Consider the following 19,740-nt stretch of genomic DNA (forward strand, 5'->3'; position numbering starts at 1 on the left):
CTGACAGGCGCAGGCGCAGCAATGCGGGTGTTTACAGATGCTGCCCGCGGCCAGGGCTGGGCCCGGGTCGCTGATTCATGATCAGGATTTGGATGACTTCAACGCAGACAGCTGCTCGGTCAGGTAATCACTGGTGCTCTGCATCTGCGTTACCAGCGTATCCATCGCGGTGAACTGCGCGGTATAGCGGGCGGAGACTGCCTCCATGCGCTTGTCCAGTGCGTCCAGATCACTTTCGAGCTTCTTGATCTGCTTGTTGAGGCTGTCGGTGCGCTGCACCAGGGTGCCGGTGGTGCTGTCCAACTGATTCTTGAGCATGCTGGACATCGAGCTGTACAGCGAGCCGCTGGTGCCCAGCAGCTTGTCGACGGATGCCGGATCAGCGGCAACCGCCTTGTCGAAGCTGGCGCTGTCCATGCTCAGGGTGCCGTCCTTGTTGATCGACACGCCCAAGGCCTTGAGCTGGACGACGTTGCCACTGACCTGACCACGCAGCTGTTGCTGGATGCCACGCACCAGCGAGTCGCCTGTCAGGGTCGATGCGGTATCGGTGGTGCTGTCGTAGGTGCTGGAGGACTTGAGCAGGCTCACCGTCGAGTTGTAGGCGGCCACGAACGCCTGCAGGTTGGTCTTGAGGGTGGTGTTGTCCTTGGCGATGGTCAAGGTTGTGGTGGTGCCAGCGGTGGCCTTGCTCAAGGTCAAGGTGACGCCGGGGACCAGGTCGGAGATCGTGTTGCTGCTGGAAGTGCGTTCATGGCCGTCGACGCGGACCACCGCGTCGCTGGGCGCCGTTGTCTGGCTCAGGCCGCCAGTAGTGCCATTCCAGGTCAACCCGTCAAGGCCGCCATTGCCGCCGCTGCTGGTAAGCGTCAAGGCGCCTTCGGTACCTGCATTGACGGCATTCAGGACCAGGTGCTGGCCGTCATCGGCAGTGATGACGCTGGCATTGACCCCGTTGCCGCCGGCTGCCTTGTTGATGGCGGCGGCGATATCGGCCAGGGTGCTGCCTTCCGGTATCTCGACGTCGAGCGATTGCTCACCCCAGGCCACCGTCAAGGTGCCGTCGCCCACCGCCGCGTCCTTGGCATAGGCCGCCGAGCTGAGCTTCTGCGACTGTGCAAGGCTGACAACTTCAACGCTGTAACTGCCGGCGCTGGCCAGGGTCTTGCCGGTGCTGGAGTCGGTAACGATGCTGGCCGAGAACGCCGAGGTATCGGCGACCGTGGTCTTGTAGCTGGGGATGCTGGCGCTTTTGCCAAGGCTGGTCAGGCTGCTCTGCAGGCTGCTCAAGGAGCTCTTGATGTTGCCCAGCGCCGACAGCTTGGCGGTGGCAGCGGTGCCTTGGTTGTTGATGCGGTTTTCGGTCGGTGCACGCTCGGCCGCAACAAGCTGTGAGACGAGGGTGGGTACATCAAGGCCGGAGCCTATGGTGCTGAGTGCCATGGTTTATCCCTGCAGTGGCGTCGACCTGTGCCTGGCCCGTTGAGGGCATGCATCGGGTATCGGCCGTGACAGCCCCGGCTTTAGGCCTGGCTGCCACCTGGTGGTAGTTGCAGGTGAGCAGGCAAGAGCCGTGCCAACCGGTGCTTGGGACCTGTGCCGGTGGCGGAACGAAGACGGGGCCGCTCCAGCTGAAGCGGCCCCGTCATTCACACCGTGCCGCCCGCGATTACTGCAGCAGGCTCAGCACGTTCTGGGTCGAGCTGTTGGCCTGGGACAGCATGGCGGTGCCGGCCTGCTGCAGGATCTGCGTGCGGGTCAGCTCAGCGGTTTCCTTGGCATAGTCGGTGTCGCGGATACGGCTGCGCGAGGCCGACAGGTTCTCCGAGGTCGTGCTCAGGTTGGCGATGGTGGAGGTGAAGCGGTTCTGGATCGCACCCATGTCGGCGCGCGAGCTGTTGACCGCAGTCAGGGCGGAGTCGACGATCGACAAGGCCTGCTGGGCGCCGGCGATGCTGGAGATGTCCAAGTCGTTGGCGTAGCTGGCGCTGGTGGCGACGGCGATGGTGGGATCGGTTACACCCGTGACGGCTGCTGCAGCGGTGTCGTCGTCCTTCCACGTACCGGCATCGACAGCGACTTCACCGTCGGTGTCGTCCTTGATCGACGTGAACACCACCTTGGTGGCGTCGGTCTTGTCGACGCTCGCATACACGCCGGTCTGGTCCATCTTTTCGTTCGCGGCGGCTGCAATTGCCTTGGCGACGCTGGCCTTGGTGTCGGCATCCGTGGCGCCCGCTGCTACCGAAATGTTGCCCAGGGTCACGTCCTTGCCGTCGGTGCCGGTGATCACCATATCGGTGATGTTGACGCCCTTGCCGGCGGTCACGGCGGTGCTCAGGGTGCCGGAGCTGAACTTGGAACCGCCCAGCGCATCGGCACGGGCGTTGACGATGGTATTGATGCCAATGGTCTGGCCAGCATCGGCACCGACCTGGAACAGTGCGCCGGAGAACGAACCGTCGAGCAGCTTGGTGCCGTTGAAGTTGGTCTGGCGGGAAACGCGGTCGATCTCGCTGACCAACTGGTTGACTTCGGCGTTGAGCGCGTCACGGTCGCTCTGCGAGTTGGTGGCGTTGGCCGACTGCACGGCCAGCTCACGGATGCGCTGCAGGTTGTTGCCGATTTCGACCATCGCGCCTTCGGCGGTCTGGGCGAGCGAAATGCCGTCGTTGGCGTTGCGGGTGGCAACGTCCAGGCCGCGGATCTGGGTGGTGAAACGCTCGGAGATGGCCAGGCCGGCGGCATCGTCCTTGGCGCTATTGATGCGCAGGCCAGAGGACAGGCGCTGGATGCTGTTGGCCAGGCTGCTGCCGCTGGTGTTCAGGTTGCGCTGAGCATTCAGCGACATCACGTTGGTATTGATTACTTGTGCCATGGTGGCTGCGTCCTGTGTGAAGGGGAATCCAGCACCGCGCCTGGAAGCGGATTGGCAGGGCGGTAGGCCACTGCAGGTGCTGATAGTGATAACGGCAGCGTTGCGGAAGGCTTTAGTTGAAAACAGCTTGTTTGTGCTTCAAATCAGCTGCGATGGGCGTAGGAAAGCCGTCAGAAACCAGTCAGGTTCGGGTGGCGCGAAGGTCTAAGCGCGCTTTGTTTCAGGGGGGCGGCAATTGCCGAGGTAGCCACGGCAAATTTCGATTGATCTGGTGAGCAGGCGTGCTGCTTGCTGGCCTTTGGATGGGGCGTGCGCTTGGGCTCGGGTGTCCATGCTTGTACTTTCTTGAGCGCCGCTTCGCTGATCTGCCGCGCATGGCTCGGCACACCGAAGCGATGGGGCGTCAGGCTGGCTTTGGACATGAAAGAGCCCTGTCTTGCGACAGGGCCCTTTTGTTGCAGCTGTGCCTGCGAATTACTGCAGCAGGCTCAGCACGTTCTGCGTGGAGCTGTTGGCCTGCGACAGCATTGCAGTGCCGGCCTGCTGCAGGATCTGCGTGCGGGTCAGCTCGGCAGTTTCCTTGGCATAGTCGGTATCGCGGATGCGGCTGCGCGATGCCGACAGGTTCTCCGAGGTCGTGCTCAGGTTGGCGATGGTGGAGGTGAAACGGTTCTGGATCGCACCCATGTCGGCGCGCGAGGAGTTCACCGAGGTCAGCGCCTTGTCGACGATCGACAGCGCCTGCTGAGCGCCGGAAACGCTGGAGATATCCAGGTCGTTGGCGAACTGGGAGGTTGCCGTGGTGGTTGCGGCCGTGTTGGCGGTCATGGTCGGACCGGTGGTAACCGCGCCGGTCCAGGTGCCGGCAGTGAGGGCGATGCCCTTGTAGCTGCCATCGCTTGCGATCGAGTTGGTCACCGAGGTCAGGTTGACCTGGCCTGCGGTCGTGCCGTCGACTTCCGCGTACACGCCGGACTGGTCCATCTTCTCGTTGATGGCGGCGGCAATGGCCTTGGCAGCGGCCTCCTGGGTAGCCGCCGGGTCGACGCCGGCCTTCACCGAGATGTTGCTCAGGGTGTAGGCAGTGCCATCCGAACCGGTGATCTTCATGCCCTTGATGGTGATGTCGCCATTGGCGGCGGCGTTGGCCGGCGCGCCGACGGTGAACTTGTTGCTGTCAAAGGTGACGCCGCCCAGCGCATCGGCACGGGCGTTGACGATGGTATTGATGCCGATGGTCTGGCCAGCATCGGCACCGACCTGGAACAGCGCGCCGGAGAACGAACCGTCCAGCAGCTTGGTGCCGTTGAAGTTGGTCTGGCGGGAAACACGGTCGATTTCGCTGACCAGCTGGTTGACTTCGGCGTTCAGCGCGTCACGGTCGCTCTGCGAGTTGGTGGCGTTGGCCGACTGTACGGCCAGCTCACGGATGCGCTGCAGGTTGTTGCCGATTTCGACCATCGCGCCTTCGGCGGTCTGGGCGAGCGAAATGCCGTCGTTGGCGTTGCGGGTGGCAACGTCCAGGCCGCGGATCTGGGTGGTGAAACGCTCGGAGATGGCCAGGCCGGCGGCATCGTCCTTGGCGCTGTTGATGCGCAGGCCCGAGGACAGGCGCTGGATGCTGTTGGCCAGGCTGCTGCCGCTGGTGTTGAGGTTGCGCTGGGCGTTCAGCGACATCACGTTGGTATTGATTACTTGAGCCATGGTGGCGATTCCTTTTTGACGTTTGTTCCGGCCCTGGTGGGCATCGGTGCCTACGCAGAGGAGGGGCCGTGAGCCGTTGCCGCTGCTGATACCAATAACGGCACAGGTTGGCGTGGCTTTAGCCTGTCAAAGAGCAAGTCCAGCGGCGGGAGTGGCGGTTCCTGTCGGACGGGGGAGGGGCGCTGGTGGCGCGATGGCAGGGCCATGAACGACAAGGCCCCTCGTTGGAGGGGCCTTGTCGTGGAGCCGGTTTGTCGCCTTACTGCTGCAGCAGGCTCAGCACGTTCTGGGTCGACGTGTTTGCCTGGGACAGCATGGCGGTGCCGGCCTGCTGCAGGATCTGCGTGCGGGTCAGCTCGGCGGTTTCCTTGGCGTAGTCGGTATCGCGGATACGGCTGCGCGAGGCCGACAGGTTCTCCGAGGTGGTGTTGAGGTTGGCGATGGTGGAGGTGAAGCGGTTCTGCAGCGCACCCATCTCCGCCCGCGAGGAGCTCACCGCGGTCAGTGCGGCGTCGACGATGTCCATGGCCCGCTGCGAACCTTCGAAGGTGGTGATGTCCAGGTCCTGTGCGGCCACGGCGGTGGTGGACAGCTGGCCAGCCGTGGCTGCAGCGCCGACCAGGCCGTAATCGGCCAGGGTAGAGGCACCGGCACCGGTGCCGGCAGCGACGGCAAACGTCTGGCCGCCCTTGACCGAGGCCAGGGTCAGTTCACCGGCTGCATTGGTCTTGGCATAGATACCGGTCTGGTCGAGCTTGGCGTTGAATGCCTGGGCAACGGCAGTTGCAATTTCCTTATCGGTCGCGCCCGCCTTGTAGTCGATGTCGTCGATGGTGATCGCGGTGGCATTGCCGTCGGCGTCGGTAACGGTCAGCTGCAGGCCGGTGAGGGTGCCCGCCGTCGTGGTAGCGACGGCCGGTGCCGCATTGGCTACGAAGTCATTGGCGAAGTAGCTCTTGCCGATCTCGTTCGCGCGGGCATTGACCAGGCTGTTGATGCCGATGGTCTGGCCGGCATCGGCGCCCACCTGGAACAGGGCGCCGGCGAAGCTGCCATCCAGCAGCGCGGTGCCGTTGAAGTTGGTCTGGCGCGAGACGCGGTCGATTTCCGCAACCAACTGGTTGACTTCGGCGTTCAACGCTTCGCGGTCGGAAGCCGAGTTGGATGCATTGGCCGACTGCACGGCCAACTCGCGGATGCGCTGCAGGTTGTTGCCGATTTCGACCATCGCGCCTTCAGCGGTCTGTGCCAGCGAGATGCCATCGTTGGCGTTGCGTGCAGCAACGTCCAGGCCGCGGATCTGGGTGGTGAAGCGCTCGGAGATCGCCAGCCCGGCAGCGTCGTCCTTGGCGCTGTTGATGCGCAGGCCCGAGGACAGGCGCTGGATGCTGGTCGACAGGCTGGCGCCGCTGGTGTTGAGGTTGCGCTGAGCGTTCAGCGACATCACGTTGGTGTTGATTACTTGTGCCATGGGACTTCTCCGTTATGTTCGTTCTTGCCAGCTTTTCAGTGGACGCGGGTAGGGAAGGCAGGCGACCTGCCGTTATGGGGATCAGCGGATCATGTTGAACAGCGACATCGACTGCATCTGGGTAAAGATCGTCTGGGCCGCCTGCAGTGCCGCACCCTCGAGCTGGTATTGCCCGATGGCTTCGGCATAGTTGAGGTCGCGCATTTGCGACAGGGAGGTCTGCAACGTGACCGAATTGGCCTCGCGCAGGGATGCTGCATCATCGACAGCCTTGAGCTGCGAACCACCGGCCGCCCGTGCATCGATCATTGCTTCAGCGGCCCGCGACACATCGCGCAGACTGGCCTGCAGGCCGTTCTGCTGGGCGGTGACACCGGCCAGAGTGGTGGTATCCATTTCCAGGGTTTGCACCAGCCGGTCGATGGTGGTGAATACGTCACGAGTACCGGCAGCGCCGACCGTGAAGCTGTCACCTGCAGCTGGCTCACCTTCGATTTTTACCCGCAGGCCCTGGACGAGAATATCGTCGCCACTGCTGTAGGTGCCGGTCCCGATGACGGCGTTGTTGGCATCGAGTACGTCGTAGCTGTCACTGCCGGTGAAACGCAGGGTGTAGCTGTTGCCATCCCAGCTGCCGGAGCCGTCGCGGCTGATGTCGGTGAGCACGGCCTGGCCGGTGTTGCCGGCAGCGGCACTGCCGTCGACGGTCCCGTTGCCGGTGCGTATACGCAGGAAGATCTCGCTGCCTGGCAAGGCATCACTGACGAAGGTACCCGGTGCTACCTCGACCTGGCGCTGGGTCTGGTCGCCGTTGTAGGTGATGCTGCCATTGCTTGCAGTGAACGGGGCATCGGCATCGGCGGCGCCACCGAACAGATAGCGGCCGCTGCCATCCTTGGTATTTGCCAAGGCAAGCATCTGTTCCTTTATGGAGCGCAGTTCGGTCGAGATCGCTTTCTGGTCATCGGCCGACAGTGCGGCATTGTTGGACTGGATCGTCAGGTCCGAGACGCGCTGCAGCAGTTCGCCTGCTTCTGCCAACGCATTTTCCTGCAGGCCAAGGCGGTTCTGCACGGTACTGGCGTTGCTGCCGAGTTTTTCCAGTTCGGCCAGGACGCGATCCATGCCAACCGCTGTGCCGGAGGCAACCGGGTCGTCCTTGGCGCTGACGATCTTCTTGCCGGTGGCCAACTGCTGCTCCAGGTGGTTGAGCTTGCTCTGCTTGGACAGCATCAGCGCCACCGACTGGTCGTACATCATGTTGCTGGAAATGCGATTCATCAGCCCACCGCCTTGAGGATTGTCTGGAACATGGTGTCGGCCGTTGAGATGAGCTGTGACGCAGCCTGGTAAGCCTGCTGCAGCCGCAGCATGTCGGCGGCTTCCTCGTCCAGGTTCACACCGGAGATGGAGTCGCGGCTGGCCTGCGCGTTGTCATTGATGACCTGCTGGGCCTGCAACGAATAGCTGGCTGCGCGCGCCGCCGAGCCGACCTGGGTGGTCAGGCCCCCGAGTGCGCCATTGAGGGTGACGGTGCCGGCGCTGAAGACCTTGGCGTCTTCTACCGCCGCCAGGCGGCTGGCATTTCCGTTGTCACTTGAGCCGGCTGCGGTGCGGCCGACGTTGAAGCTGTCACCTGCGGCGGGCTTGCCGTCCAGCACCACGCTCCAGCCGTTGGCGCTGATGGTCTGGCCGGCGGTATACGCGAAGGGGCCGTTGCCATCGATCGTGTATTGGTTGGCATCGATGAACTCGATGCTGGCCGCATTGAGCAGCGCCGGGTCGTCCACATTGGTGACGTCCAGCTTGCCCAGCACGCCGGTACCGGTATTGCCCAGGTCCGCGCCGGCCTTGATCGGATTTGCGGCGGCAATACGGGACGGGTCGGTGATCGCAACCGACAGGCCATTGATGGCGCCGCCGGTGGGTTGCAGCAGGAAGCGGTCATTGGCTGCGGCACTGCCACTGACCACGAATTGCACACCGTTGATAACGAAGGGGTCCGCGGTTGTACCGCTGCCGGTCATCGCCACGCCCGCGCCGGTGTCGGCGCGACTGGCTTCCCAGCTGCTGCCGTTGAACTTGATCAGCAGCGGCTGTCCATCCAACGCGGTGGTATCGCCGTAGCTCGCGGTCAGGCTGACGCTACCGGCATTGCCGGTATTGGCAGTGATCTTGGGTGCACCGATGTTGAAAAAGTCGCTACCCATGTCCCCATAGAGGTCCATGCCTTCACCATGGGCCTGGTTGAACTGCAGCGCCATGCCGACGGCAAGGCGACCGAGTTCGGCCTGTGCCGGTGTCAGTACGCTGTCACGGAACTCCAGCAGGCCGCCCATCTGGCCGCCAACGGATTTGTTGTCGACGGTGACGGTTACGCCCTGCGTCTTGATTGCCAGCTGCAGGCGTTCGGGCTGGTAGGGGTCGGGGGCGGTGGTGATCTCGGACGCGGTGGTGCCGACGACCAGCGCCTGTCCGCCCGCGGTATAGACGTTCATGATGCCGCCGTCCTGGATCACTGCCGTCCCGCCGGTATAGCCGACCAGCTGGGAGATCAACTGGTCGCGCCGGTCCAGCAGGTCCGGCGACGCTGCGTTGGCGTCGCTGCCGATGGCACCGTTGAGCTGGGCGATTTCCTTGGCCAGGCGATTGACCTCGGTGGTCCCCGCGATCAGGCCGTTGTTGACTTCGGTATTGAGCGTATCCAGGTTGCTGTTGAGTTGCTTGTAGCGGGCAACCAGCGTGGATGCGTTGTCCAGTACGTCGCGACGGTCAGCCGTACCCGCGGCATTGGACGCCAGGCCGTTGATCGAGTCGAAGAAGTTGGACCAGACGCCGTTGATATTGGTAGCCGTATCGGAGAACAAGGTGTCCACGCGATCGGCCATCGATGACAGCTGCTGCAGCCGCGCCAGCTCGCCGCTGCTGTCCAGCAGGCGAGAGATGGCCAGCTGGTCGGCTACCCGGCGGATATCCGTGATCTTGGTGCCATTGCCGACATCGCCATAGCCCATGTCGGTCGAATTGCGTGTGGCAAAGTCGACCTTTTGACGGCTATAGCCGTCGGTATTGATATTGGCCACGTTGTGGCTGACGGTGGACAGGGCCCGCTGGAAAGCGATCAGCGCACTGGTACCGGTGGAAAGAACATTGGACATGGACGGCTATCTCAGCGACGGGTAAGGCCGGTCACGCCGGCTGCACTTGCAAAGGTCTGGCCCAGGCGCAGGCCGGCATCACCGATGGCGGCGACGGCGCGCTCGATGGTCGGACCGGCGGCGATGGCGGCGATCTTGTTGGCGTAGGCGGGATCGGTGGCATAGCCGGCTCGTTGCAAGCCCTGTGCAAAACCACGCACATCGCTGCCGGCCTTGAGTGCGGACTGGTAACGCGGACTGTTTTTCAGCATCCGTACGTAGTCACTGAAGCTCTCCGCCACCGAACCATAGGCGCGAAAGCTGGCAACTTCATTGCGGCGCTGACCGTTGACGTATTCGTGCGTACCGGTCGTGGCGCGTTCGCCGGTCCAGCCGGTGGCCTTGATGCCAAACAGATTGTGGCTGCTGCCACCGTTGTCGCGCTTGATATGGCGCTTGCCCCAGCCGGTCTCCAGCGCTGCCTGCGCCACCAGAGCGCGTGGGTCCACACCGAGCTCGCGCGCGGCGCGTTCGGCATGCGGCCATACGCTGGCGACGAAGCCTTCCGGCGTGTGCGTTCCCAGTTGGTTGGCGGCCAGGTCGGCGGTGGTGGTGTCCACCGCACCGCCACGTTCCGCGGCCGAGACCTTGGTCCAACGGTCATTGCTTGCCGCTGACCAGTCGGCCTCGCCCGCCAACGGATCGACGCTGGCGTAAGGATCGTTGTTGCCCAAGGCGGCATGCATCTGGCTGCTTTCGCGTCCAGCAATCAGATCCAGCGCCTGGACCTGCGGGTCGAGCAGGGCGGAGCGCTCGCTGCCGGGCATGCCTTGCAGGGGATCAAGCAAGGCAGGCTTGTCATCGCGAAGCGGCAGGGCGGTGGCGTCCGGGCTGGCCAAGCGATAGGCGCGGGCAGCAGCCTCCGGTTTGATCGCCGGATCCAGTGCCTGCGCCGACGCGTCGCCGCCAAGTTGACGGGCAATCATCGAAGACAGGCCCAAGCCACGGCCCCGTGTCATTGCCTCGGCGATGCGCTGGTCATACATCTCGCGGAACATCTTGTTCTCACCCGGGAACAAGGAGTCGCCAAAGCTGGCTTCGCGCATGCTCTTGATCAGCATCTGCGCGAACTGGCCTTCAAGCTGGCGCGCAACCTTGTCGATCCGTGCCGGATCGTTGCTCGTGGTTTGATTCAGATCGAGCGGGGCGGCGGCGATGCGCATGTCAGATGACCTCCAGCTCGGCACTCAGTGCGCCGGCCTGTTTCAAGGCCTCCAGGATCGCAATCAGGTCGCCTGGCGCGGCCCCCACCTCGTTCACCGCACGCACGATCTCGTCCAGGGTGGCGCCGCCGTCGAAACGGAACATGCGGCTGCCTTCGTTGCTGGCGGTGATGGTGGATTGCGGGGTGACGACGGTCTGGCCGCCACCGAAGGCGTTGGGCTGACTGACCTGCGCCGACTCACTGACGGTCACCGTCAACGATCCGTGGGAAATGGCCGCCGCACCCACCCGAACCTGCGCACCGATCACGACCGTGCCGGTACGGGAGTTGACGACCACACGCGCCGGCGCCGCGCCCGGGGACAGCTCGACATTCTCGATACGCGCCAGCATGCCGATGCGTGCACCGGGATCGGTCGGCGCGTTCACTGCGACGGTGACACCGTCGACCGCACGCGCTGCGCCTTCGCCGAACGTGGCGTTGAGCGCGCTGACCATGCGCGAGACGGTGGTGAAATCATTCTGATGCAGGTTCAGGGTGATCTCGCCGCTGGCACCGAAGACATCGGGTAGTGCACGTTCAACCGTTGCACCACTGGGGATACGGCCCACGCTCGGGATATTGACCGACACCCGCGAACCATCCTTGCCTTGTGCGCCAAAGCCACCCACCACCAGATTCCCCTGCGCAATGGCATAGACCTGGCCATCGGCACCTTTCAGCGGTGCCATCAGCAACGAGCCGCCGCGCAAGGACACCGCATTGCCGATCGAGGACACGGTGATGTCGATGGTCTGGCCAGGCTTGGCAAAAGGCGGCAGTTCGGCGTGAATGGCAACGGCAGCGACGTTCTTCAGCTGCGGGTTTACATTCGCCGGCACATTGACGCCCAGCTCGCCCAGCAGGTTCTTCAGGCTCTGTACGGTGAAGGGTGCCTGGCTGGTGCGGTCGCCGCTGCCATCCAGGCCAACCACCAAGCCGTAGCCGACCAGCGCGTTGCCGCGCACGCCACCCACCTGGGCCAGGTCCTTGATGCGTTCAGCATGGGCGGGCAGGGCAGCGCAGAACGACAATGCCGAAGCCAGGGCCAGCAGCGCGCAATGGAGAAAGGAAGGAATACGCATGGTCATGTTCAGAACAGCGCGAACGCCGAGTTGAAGAAGCGGCCCAGCCAGCCCATCGCATTGGACTGCGCCACGGCGCCACGCCCGCCATAGGCGATGCGCGCGTCTGCGACCTTGCTGGAAGCAATCGTGTTGTCGGCAGCGATGTCGGCGGCGCGGACGATGCCCTGGATCTGCACCAGTTCATCGCCCTGGTTCAGTCGCAGGTTCTTCTGGCCCTGCACGACCAGGTTGCCGTTGGGCAGGCGCTGGATCACGGTGACCGTCAGGCTGCCCTGCAGGCGGTTGCTCTGCGCGCTGTTGCCCTTGCCGCTGAAGTCGCGGTCCGACGCCGCCGAGGCGCCGAGGATGTCCTTGCCGCCAAGCGTGACCGGTGCGCCGAACAAGGTGGGCGTGCCCATCTCGATATCCGACTTCTTGCTGATCGCCGTGCTGGCGGTGGTGGTCGCGGTGGTGTTCTCGACCAGGGTGATGGTCAGCAGGTCGCCGACGTCACGCGCACGACGATCACCGTACAGGTTCAATCCCGGGCCTGCGGCATAGATCGCGCCAGCGCTCGGCGCCGCCGACGGGGCGATGATCGGTTGGATCGGTGCCATCGGCTGGTAGGGGCGCACGTCACCGGCCAACGTGCATCCACCGGTGAGGGCGATGCACAGCGTGGCACAGAGCAGGGACATGGAGCGGGTAGGGTGCATGACGTTGATCCTCGGGCGCCCGGTCAGACGTTGTTGTTGAGATAGCCGAGCATGGAGTCGGTGGTGGAGATCGCCTTGGCGTTCATTTCGTAGGCGCGCTGGGTTTCGATCATCGACACCAGCTCTTCCACGACATTGACGTTGCTGCCTTCCAACGCACCCTGCACGACACTGCCAAGACCGTTCAGGCCCGGCGTGCCGTTCTGGGCGGGACCCGAAGCGGTGGTTTCCAGGTACAGGTTTTCGCCCTTGGACTGCAGGCCGGCCGGGTTGATGAAATCGGTCAGCGTCAGGGAACCGATTTCGACCGACGCGGCTTCACCTGCCATCTGTACGCTGATCGTGCCGTCGTTGCCGATGGTCATCGACTGCGCGCCTTCGGGTACCTGGATGCCCGGTTGCACCGGGTAGCCACTGTTCGTCACCAGCTCGCCCTGGGCGTTGATCTGGAAGCTGCCGTCGCGCGTATATGCCGAACTGCCGTCTGGCATCATCACTTCGAAGAAACCGCGACCATTGACCATGACGTCGAGCGCGCGACCGGTCTGCTGCTGGCTGCCCTGTTCGAAATGCTTGGACGTCGCCACCACGCGGACGCCGGTGCCCAACTGCAGGCCGGTCGGAAGCTGGGTCTGTGCCGAAGAAGAACCACCCGGCTGACGCACCTGTTGGTACAGCAGGTCTTCAAAGCTGGCGCGATCGCGCTTGAAGCCTGTGGTGTTGGTGTTGGCCAGGTTGTTGGACACAACCGACATGCGCGTCTGCTGTGCATCCAGGCCGGTCTTGGCGACCCACAGTGCCTGATTCATGGTGTGCTTCCTCTGCTGCTGGTGCCGGCCTTTCGGCCCTTGTCCAGTGCAATGCATGCGGCGTGCCAGAACCGGGTGACGGGATGCTGGCGGCATCGGAGGGGCAGTCGGTTGGCTGCGGCACGGCTTCCAGCAGTACTCTGGAAACGAGGGTGTTGCTTGCTGCACTGACGTGCGCAGGCGTCGTGCTTTTTGCGCAGGCGAAGCTTGGCTGCCAAGCAGGTGGCGGCCAGGCGTACGGCATGCGAGACCCGTAGGCAGGGCTGCGCTGCCAGACGTGTGGGCAACGGAGACTTGAAGCTGGGAGCACCGGCTCCCCAAACCCTCGCCCGCACGGGCAGAAGGGCTTCGAGCGGTGCTTTGATCAGTGTTTGATGATCGGGCGGCTTGGTATGCCGAATTGCTTAACCATTCAGTCGCAACAGGCTATTGGCACTGCGCGCGTTTTCGTCGCCGTGCTTGATTACTTTGACCTGCATTTCAAACTGACGCTGCAGCTGGATCATCTGTACCAATGCGCCGGCGGCATCAACATTGCTGGATTCCAGCATGCCGCTATCCAGGGCCTTGCCCTGGGTCTGGGCGAAAGCCTGTTGCGGGTCGGTCTTGCGCATCAAGCCATCCAGGCCCCGCTGCAGCCGGTCGTCAGGCGCATCGACCACGCGCAGGCGGCCGATCATGGCCATGGTCTGCGGGCCTTCGCCCAGGGGGATGATCGACAGCGTGCCGTCATGGCCGATTTCGATCGCCTGGTGTGGCGGTATGGCGACCGGGTTGCCGTTGTCGTCCAGTACCGCATTGCCTTCCGCGGTGACCAGCTGGCCGTTGGGCGTCAACGACAAGGCGCCGCCGCGGGTATAGGCCTCACTGCCGTCCGGTGATTGCACGGCCAACCAGCTGCCGGGTTGCAGCGACAGGTCCAGGGCATTGCCGGTGATCTGCTGGGCACCCACGCGCCGGTTGAACCCGGCATCGACATGCAACGCGTCCACGCGCGACGGGAACCCCGGCCCCTGGATGCGGAAGGCCTCGGTGTTGGCCAACGCCTCCTTGAAGCCCGGGGTATCCGAGTTGGCAAGGTTGTGCGACACCGTGGCCTGGGCCTGCAGCGAGGCGCGGGCGCCGGTCATGGCGACGTAGAGGGCTTTGTCCATAGGGCAGGGATTCGGGAGTCGGAATTGGGGACGCTGATGCGGGAGGGTTGGCGGGGTGCCGGGAGCAGCACGCCAACCAAAAACGTTTCATGAAGGACCAAGACTGCGGAAAGACAGTGGAGGATGCGGGAAAGGAACCGACCCAGTGCGGGCCAATCATCTATCCCGATCCCCTCCCGGCCTCAGCGGATGTTGATGATGGTCTGGGTGACCTGGTCCTGCGTGGACACCATCTGTGCGTTGGCCTGGAAGTTGCGTTGGGCCACGATCATGTTCACCAGCTGCTCGGTCAGATCAACGGTGGATGCCTCCAGTGAACCGGACTGGATCTGGCCGAGGTCTGAGCTGTCCGGTGCGCCGGTACGCGGGCTGCCGGAGGCGTTGGTTTCCGACCACACGTTGTTGCCAAGGTTCTGCAGGCCCTGCGGATTGTTGAAGTTGGTCAGTGCGACCTGGCCCAGGGCTTTGTCATCGCCATTGGAATAGCGTGCGTACACCACGCCGTCATCGGCGATGCTGATCTCGGTGAGCTTGCCCGAGGCGTAACCATCCTGGCGCGTATCGCGCAGCGCGAACTTCTCGCCGTACTGGGTGGACCCGGTTACGTCGAGGGTCATGTTGAGTACGCCAGCGCCGGTGCTGGGGGTGTAGGGATCAAGCGCGATGGTGCCGTTGGCCGGGCTGACCAGGGCGCCGCTGTTGGAGAACTGCAGCAGTGTCGGCGCGCCGGCGGCCTGGCCATCGACATAGTTGTGCACTTCCCACTCGTTGGCGTTGGCGGTCTTGACGAAGTACGACGTCTGGGTGTGACTGACACCCAGCGAGTCGTAGACGGTGACGCCACCGGTTGAATGGTTGTAGCTGTTGGCATTGGCCGGATCCAGCGGCGTCACCGTCGGTGCTTCCGCATTGGCCGGCAGGGTGAAGGTGCTGTTGACCAGGCTGGTCTGCTGCGGGGGGCTGTCGGTAGTGAGCAGCTGCAGATCGGTCAGCGCGCCATCAAAGCGGGTACCGTCGGCGCTTGGCGAGAAGACCTGCAGGCGAGCTCCCTGCGGGTTGACCACATAACCATTGTTGTCGGTCTGGAAGTTGCCGGCACGCGAATAGACGCGGCTGCCGTTCAGGCTCAGCGTAAAGAAGCCTTCGCCTTCCACGGCCATGTCCAGGCTGCGACCGGTCTGGTCGATATTGCCCTGCGCGAACTGCTGGGCAACGTTGCTCTGGCGGACGCCCGAGCCGACGGCATTGCGCGCCAGACCGTAGCTGGTGGAGTTGAACATGTCGGCAAACTCTGCCCGCGACTCCTTGAAGCCGGTGGTGTTGACGTTGGCGATATTGTTGGCGGTGACGTTCAGATCGGCGTTGGCGGCATTGATGCCGGACAGCGAAACATTGAAGCCCATGGCGATACTCCTGGCAGATTGGTCGGGTTGGCTCAGCTGACGCGGAGCACGTAGTCGAGCGGGGCCGAGCCCAGGCCCTTGAGGTTGAGGTAGAGCCCATCGGTGCCTACCGTCACGCTCTCGACCGCGGCCTGCACATAGGTGCTGAGCGACGTGGTGGCGCCACTGGTGTCGGTGTGGGAGGCAGTGATGCTGTAGCTGCCGGCGGGCATGCGCTTGCCGTCGGCGTCGGTGCCGTCCCAGTCGAAGGACACTTCACCCGCCGCATCGGCGGTAACGTTGACGCTCTTGACCTTGACGCCGTTGGCGTCGGTGATGTCCACGGTGACTTGGCCCCCACTGGGCGCGGCCACGGTGCCACTGGCGCCGCCTTCGGTTTCCAGTGCCAGCTTGGTTGATGGCACCAGCACTTCGTGGCCAACCAGCCCGGCACCCTTGAGGATCTGGTCGTTGGCCATTGCCGTCTGGAAGCTTTCCACCGTCGTATTGAGATCGCTGATGCCCTGCACGGTGGACAGCTGTGCCATCTGCGCGACCATCTGGCTGTTGTCCATCGGCTTGAGCGGATCCTGATGCTGCAACTGCGTGGTCATCAGCTTCAGGAAGTCGGCCTGGTCCAGGGTGTCGTTCTTCTTGGTAGTGGTGGACGCTTGGGCAGTGAGCCCAAGCGAGCTGTACAGGTCGGAGGAGACGCTGGTGGTCATGGGGGTATCCGGAGTTGCGGGCCTCAACGGCCCATGGTCAGCGTGGCCAGGGCCAGCTCTTTGGCGGTGCTGAGCATCTCCACGCCGGCCTGGTAGTTGCGGGAGGTGGAGATCAGGTTGACCATCTGTGCGACCGGGTCGACATCCGGCGAGTACACATAACCTTCGCCATCGGCCAAGGGATGGTTGGGCTCATAGCGCTTGATCGGCGGTGCATCGCTCTGGGCGATTTCCTTGACCTGTACGCCGGTGAGATTGGGATCGTTGCGGCTGGTGACCGCCTGGAAGATCGGCTCCAGCGGCTTGTACACCGCCTCGGGCGAGCCGGCGATGGAGTCGGCATTGGACAGATTGGACGCAATGGTGCTCATGCGCACCGATTGCGCCTGCAGCGCCGAGCCGGCAATGTCGAAAATGGGCAGGTTACTCATGCGTGTTCCTTACTGGCCGGTAATGGCGGTCAACATCGTCTTGACCTTGGATTCAACGAAGCTCAGCGAGGCGCGGTATTCCAGCGCGGCGCGACCATAGGCGGCACGTTCGGTGTCCGGATCGACGGTATTGCCGTCCAGGCTGGGCTGGGCACCTTCGCGGAGCACCTGGAACGGGTTGAGGCCGTCTGCGTTGCCGATGGCGTAGTGCTGCTCAGCGGTGGCGGTCAGGCTGGCGCCGCTGGCCACGCCCTGCGCCTGACGCAGCGCCGCGTCGAAATCGAGATCGCGAGCCTTGTAGCCCGGGGTGTCGGCATTGCTCAGGTTGCTGGCGATCAGCTTCATGCGCTGCTCGCGCAGCGGCATCGCCTGGGCGTGAATGCCCAGATAGTCGGATATCAGGTTGGCCATGCGCCACCTCCCACGGAACGTTGCCGTGAATGGTGCAAGTGGCGTGCCAGAAGCCGGGGCACTGCCGGAGCAGGTGACGCCGAGTCGCGTCCGGTCGCTTTATCGTGGGTGGTCGCTGACCTGTCGGGGTGGGGCTTGCAACACGACTCAGGCGTATTGGTGGCTCTCGGCAACCTGGCGCAGGCGCTGCAGCACAAAGTCGGCCAGCTCATGCGGGCTGTACTTGGCCACGAAGGCATTGGCACCCACGCGCTCGACCATGGCGTTGTTGAATACCCCCGACAAGGAGGTGTGCAGCAACACGAACAGGCCGGCCAAGCCCGGATGGCGGCGGATTTCCGTCGTCAGGGTATAGCCGTCCATCGCTGGCATTTCGATGTCGGAGATGACCATGGCGTAGCGTTCGGCCGGGTTCTCGCCGGCTGCATGGATCTGCAGCAGATGCTCCAGCGCCTGCTTGCCGTCGGATAGCAGGGTTGCGTTGACGCCGAGTTGGTCCAGCACGCTGCGGATCTGCTGACGCGCCACCCGCGAGTCGTCCACCACCAGCACCTGCATGGGCGGGGCGTCCGCCGGCAGTGCCATGGACGGGTCCAGTACCGCCTCACTGCGCAGCTGGGCGATGTCGGCCAGCACGCTTTCCACGTCGATGACCTGGATCAGCTCGCCCTGGAACCGGGTCACTGCCGTCAGGTAGGTGGACTCCGCCCCCAATTCCGGTGGCGGCTGGATGTCTTCCACCGCGATATTGACGATGCGCTCAACACCGCTGACCAGGAAGCCCTGCACTGATCGGTTGAATTCGGTCACTACCAGGTAGCCGGGCGAGGTGTCGGCGTCCGGTTCGCGCTCGGGGTGGCCGATCGCCAGGCCGAGGTCGAGTACCGGCACCGAACGGCCGCGCACGTCGGCCACGCCGGCAAACTGGGCCGGCAATCCGGGCACCTGGAACAGTCCGGGCCGACGCAGTACTTCCTGCACCTTGAACACGTTCACGCCAAAAAGCTGACGGCCACCCAGCCGAAACAACAGCAGTGCGAGCCGGTTGTGTCCGGCCAGGCGGGTGCGCTGGTCAATGCGGTTGAGCAGGTCTTGTGACATGTCATCGGTATCGGCGGCAGGTGTCGGCAACTTGAGCGCGGTTGTTGCCCGGGTCTGGCACGCGTCTTGCCTGTGTCTAGGCAGATTCGAGCTGATCGGTGGTCATCGCGCATGCGCCTTCTCCTTTTTATATGCCTGTTGTGGCCTGTCTATGGGTTCGCCGCTGCGTTCCAGCCAGTGGAATCCATTCGCGTGGCAGCGCTGACCACGCTGGCGACGGGTGAGGAGGGCGAGGCGGGGGTCGATGCCGGCCTGCGGCTGCCAGCCTGCCCGGTGGCCTTGCAGGCCAGGGCGACCGCCAATACCACCGTTGAGGTCAGCTGCCCTCAGGCCGGCGGCTGGCGCCTGTTCGTTCCGGTGAAGGTACGCCGTGAACAGGGCGTGCTGGTGCTCAATCGCGGCGTCGCCGCTGGAGAAGTCATCTCGCTGGCCGACATCAGTACGGTGAAGCGCGATACCGCGCGCATCGCCGGTGCGGTCCTGTCGCGTCCCGAGGCGGCGGTCGGGCGGGTCGCCCGCCGCGCACTCGCCGCAGGCAGCCTGCTGGCGGCGACCGACCTGGTGGCACCGCGCATCGTTCGTCGTGGTGACAATGTCGCCTTGGTAGCCCGGCGCGGTGGGGTTGAGGTGAGGATGGCCGGCAAGGCCCTGGGTGATGCCGGGGAGGGCGACCGCGTATCGGTGGAGAACCTTTCTTCACGGCGGGTGATGCAGGGTGTGACCACCTCGGCGGGCGATGTGCTTGTCAGTCGCTGAAAGCCCTAAAGAACCCTCGGCCGCGGCCGTTATAGTTTTCGTACAGAATCAGGACTCCATCACATGAGCCAGAAAATCGACGGTGGTATCGCAGCCGCAACCCAGTTGCGCAGCGTGGCGATCAATACCAAGGTGGCCGCAGCCGGCGAGGCAAAGAGCCAGGCCGTGGCACCCGCCGACAGCGTGCGTCTGACCGGCGAGGCGACCCAGCTGCAGGCAGTGCAGCGTGAGTTGTCCGCGGCCCCGGCGATCGACCCGGCCCGCGTCCAGGCCGTCCGTGAGGCCTTGGAGAACGGCAGCTACAAGATCGACCCCGATGCCATCGCGTCGCGCATGCTGGACATGGACCAGCAGCTGCGCGGATGAACCTGAGCATGAGCGATCCGCTGGAGCGGCTGAGCGATGCGCTGGATGGCGAGCAGCGAGCGCTTGTCGAACACGATGTCGCGGCGCTGGTCGCGGCCACCGGCAAGAAGCTGGAGGCGCTGCGGGAACTGGAACGCCACCCGCCGCTGCACAATGGCGAGCGGTTGAAAGAGCTTGCCGAGCGCAACCACGCCAACGGTGTACTGCTGGCGCGGCGCCGGCGCGAGGTCAATTGGGCCCTGCGTCAGTTGGGTCGCAGTGAAGCCGCACCGTCCTACGACGCCAAGGGCCAGGCCCAGACCGTCCACGCAAGGCGGCCCTTGGCGGTTGCCTGACCGCCCGCTCTTCCCGCAGCTCGCATTCATCCG

Annotated in this window: 20 protein-coding genes; 3 read left to right on the forward strand and 17 right to left on the reverse strand. The window is 64.1% G+C overall.

Annotation, left to right across the window (positions count from 1 at the left end; all coding sequences use genetic code 11):
- Positions 1–81: 81 nt before the first annotated feature.
- From fliD to RT460_RS13130, 17 genes are all read right to left on the reverse strand, one after another.
- Positions 82–1,443 (reverse strand): flagellar filament capping protein FliD, encoded by a 1,362-nt coding sequence (gene fliD / locus RT460_RS13050; RefSeq protein ID WP_313319393.1) that lies wholly within the window; start codon positions 1,441–1,443, stop codon positions 82–84.
- Between the two features lie 226 nt (positions 1,444–1,669).
- Positions 1,670–2,878 carry a flagellin gene (locus RT460_RS13055; protein WP_313319394.1) on the reverse strand — a complete coding sequence of 403 codons (1,209 nt, stop codon included), beginning with the start codon at positions 2,876–2,878 and terminating at the stop codon, positions 1,670–1,672.
- A gap of 170 nt (positions 2,879–3,048) precedes the next feature.
- A complete protein-coding gene (locus tag RT460_RS13060; protein ID WP_313319395.1) occupies positions 3,049–3,300 on the reverse strand; it encodes a hypothetical protein in 252 nt (83 codons plus the stop codon).
- Positions 3,301–3,352: 52 nt separating this feature from the next.
- Positions 3,353–4,582, reverse strand: coding sequence for a flagellin (locus RT460_RS13065; RefSeq protein ID WP_313319396.1), 1,230 nt, complete (start codon positions 4,580–4,582; stop codon positions 3,353–3,355).
- A 259-nt stretch (positions 4,583–4,841) separates the two neighbouring features.
- Positions 4,842–6,053, reverse strand: a complete 1,212-nt coding sequence (locus RT460_RS13070) for a flagellin (protein WP_313319397.1) — start codon at positions 6,051–6,053, stop codon at positions 4,842–4,844.
- Positions 6,054–6,134: 81 nt separating this feature from the next.
- A complete protein-coding gene (flgL, locus tag RT460_RS13075) occupies positions 6,135–7,337 on the reverse strand; it encodes a flagellar hook-associated protein FlgL (protein WP_313319424.1) in 1,203 nt (400 codons plus the stop codon).
- Complete coding sequence (gene flgK / locus RT460_RS13080) at positions 7,334–9,211, reverse strand: flagellar hook-associated protein FlgK (RefSeq protein WP_313319398.1); 1,878 nt, start codon at positions 9,209–9,211, stop codon at positions 7,334–7,336. The genes flgL and flgK overlap by 4 nt, the downstream gene beginning before the upstream one ends.
- A gap of 11 nt (positions 9,212–9,222) precedes the next feature.
- Positions 9,223–10,413 carry a flagellar assembly peptidoglycan hydrolase FlgJ gene (gene flgJ / locus RT460_RS13085; RefSeq protein WP_313319399.1) on the reverse strand — a complete coding sequence of 397 codons (1,191 nt, stop codon included), beginning with the start codon at positions 10,411–10,413 and terminating at the stop codon, positions 9,223–9,225.
- Position 10,414: 1 nt separating this feature from the next.
- Entirely contained in the window at positions 10,415–11,539 is a 1,125-nt protein-coding gene (locus RT460_RS13090) for a flagellar basal body P-ring protein FlgI (protein WP_313319400.1), read from the reverse strand.
- 8 nt (positions 11,540–11,547) lie between these two features.
- Entirely contained in the window at positions 11,548–12,237 is a 690-nt protein-coding gene (gene flgH, locus RT460_RS13095; RefSeq protein ID WP_313319401.1) for a flagellar basal body L-ring protein FlgH, read from the reverse strand.
- A 23-nt stretch (positions 12,238–12,260) separates the two neighbouring features.
- The gene (flgG, locus tag RT460_RS13100; protein ID WP_313319402.1) at positions 12,261–13,046 is read right to left on the reverse strand and encodes a flagellar basal-body rod protein FlgG; all 786 of its coding nucleotides are present in this window, start codon (positions 13,044–13,046) and stop codon (positions 12,261–12,263) included.
- A 404-nt stretch (positions 13,047–13,450) separates the two neighbouring features.
- Complete coding sequence (locus tag RT460_RS13105; protein WP_313319403.1) at positions 13,451–14,200, reverse strand: flagellar basal body rod protein FlgF; 750 nt, start codon at positions 14,198–14,200, stop codon at positions 13,451–13,453.
- Between the two features lie 182 nt (positions 14,201–14,382).
- Positions 14,383–15,603, reverse strand: coding sequence for a flagellar hook protein FlgE (flgE, locus tag RT460_RS13110; protein WP_313319404.1), 1,221 nt, complete (start codon positions 15,601–15,603; stop codon positions 14,383–14,385).
- A 32-nt stretch (positions 15,604–15,635) separates the two neighbouring features.
- Positions 15,636–16,307 carry a flagellar hook capping FlgD N-terminal domain-containing protein gene (locus tag RT460_RS13115; RefSeq protein ID WP_313319405.1) on the reverse strand — a complete coding sequence of 224 codons (672 nt, stop codon included), beginning with the start codon at positions 16,305–16,307 and terminating at the stop codon, positions 15,636–15,638.
- Positions 16,308–16,330: 23 nt separating this feature from the next.
- Positions 16,331–16,738: a flagellar basal body rod protein FlgC gene (flgC, locus tag RT460_RS13120; RefSeq protein WP_313319406.1), complete on the reverse strand. Its 408-nt coding sequence runs from the start codon at positions 16,736–16,738 to the stop codon at positions 16,331–16,333.
- 9 nt (positions 16,739–16,747) lie between these two features.
- Positions 16,748–17,149, reverse strand: coding sequence for a flagellar basal body rod protein FlgB (gene flgB, locus RT460_RS13125; RefSeq protein ID WP_313319407.1), 402 nt, complete (start codon positions 17,147–17,149; stop codon positions 16,748–16,750).
- Positions 17,150–17,296: 147 nt separating this feature from the next.
- The gene (locus RT460_RS13130) at positions 17,297–18,250 is read right to left on the reverse strand and encodes a chemotaxis protein (RefSeq protein ID WP_313319408.1); all 954 of its coding nucleotides are present in this window, start codon (positions 18,248–18,250) and stop codon (positions 17,297–17,299) included.
- 111 nt (positions 18,251–18,361) lie between these two features.
- Here RT460_RS13130 and flgA point away from each other — a divergent pair, with 111 nt between their 5' ends.
- The 3 genes from flgA to RT460_RS13145 all read left to right on the forward strand — a co-directional run bounded on the left by flgA (position 18,362) and on the right by RT460_RS13145 (position 19,707).
- Positions 18,362–19,006, forward strand: coding sequence for a flagellar basal body P-ring formation chaperone FlgA (flgA, locus tag RT460_RS13135; protein WP_313319409.1), 645 nt, complete (start codon positions 18,362–18,364; stop codon positions 19,004–19,006).
- A 63-nt stretch (positions 19,007–19,069) separates the two neighbouring features.
- Complete coding sequence (gene flgM / locus RT460_RS13140; RefSeq protein WP_313319410.1) at positions 19,070–19,372, forward strand: flagellar biosynthesis anti-sigma factor FlgM; 303 nt, start codon at positions 19,070–19,072, stop codon at positions 19,370–19,372.
- Positions 19,369–19,707 (forward strand): flagellar protein FlgN, encoded by a 339-nt coding sequence (locus RT460_RS13145; protein WP_313319411.1) that lies wholly within the window; start codon positions 19,369–19,371, stop codon positions 19,705–19,707. Before flgM ends, RT460_RS13145 begins: the two co-directional genes overlap by 4 nt.
- Positions 19,708–19,740 lie beyond the last annotated feature (33 nt).

It is taken from the genome of Stenotrophomonas sp. (assembly GCF_032061965.1).
In the GTDB taxonomy this organism is placed as follows: domain Bacteria; phylum Pseudomonadota; class Gammaproteobacteria; order Xanthomonadales; family Xanthomonadaceae; genus Stenotrophomonas.